The sequence below is a fragment of the Rhodococcus sp. FG69 genome (genome assembly GCF_057808915.1).
Map to the genome: position 1 here is coordinate 1 of NZ_JBMDIX010000107.1, position 765 is coordinate 765.

General features: G+C 62.0%; 1 protein-coding gene. It reads right to left on the bottom strand.

Features of this window, described 5'->3' with window-relative positions:
* Nucleotides 1-765 (bottom strand): condensation domain-containing protein (locus ACODSO_RS29170; protein WP_489040078.1); only part of this gene is annotated, 765 nt, incomplete at both ends.

A 765-nucleotide genomic window follows, 5' to 3' on the forward strand; every position in this document is an offset into this window, starting at 1 on the left:
CCACCACCACAGACGAATCCGCCACCACAGACTCCAACACCCGAACAAACCGCTCCACAAAACCATCCACCGTCACCACATCGAACAAATCCGTCGCGAACGACACATACCCGCCCACACCCAGCGGACGCCCAGCGTCGTCGTAGCGATCCGTCACGATCAGGTGCAGATCGAACTGCGAGATCCCCGTATCCGCATCCAGACCGCTGACCGACAACCCGGACAACTCGAGCGAACTCTGCGCGAGATTCTGAAACGACAGACCCACCTGGAACAACGGATGACGGGCGGTGGACCGTGCCGGATTGAGCACCTCCACCAACCGCTCGAACGGCACATCCGCATGAGCGAACGCCTGCAGGTCACTGGCTCGCGTCTGCGCCAGCAACTCCTCGAACGTCATCGACGAATCCACCCGCGTACGGAAGACCAACGTATTGACGAACATACCGATGATGTCGTCGAGAGCTCTGTCGCTACGGCCGGCGAACGGGGTGCCGATGGCGATGTCATCGGTCCCGGACATCCGGGACAGGAACACCGCGAACGCCGTGTGCATAACCATGAACAGCGTGCTGTTCGTCCGCCGGGCGAGCTGGACGAGCTGTGCGTGCAGCTCGGCATCGACGATGAAGTCGGCTCTACCACCGGTGTAGGACTGCACGGCTGGGCGCGGACGATCGGTCGGCAGGTCGAGCTGGTCGGGTAGTCCGGCCAGTGCACTCTTCCAGTACGCAACCTGCTGCGAGGCAATCGAATCCGGAT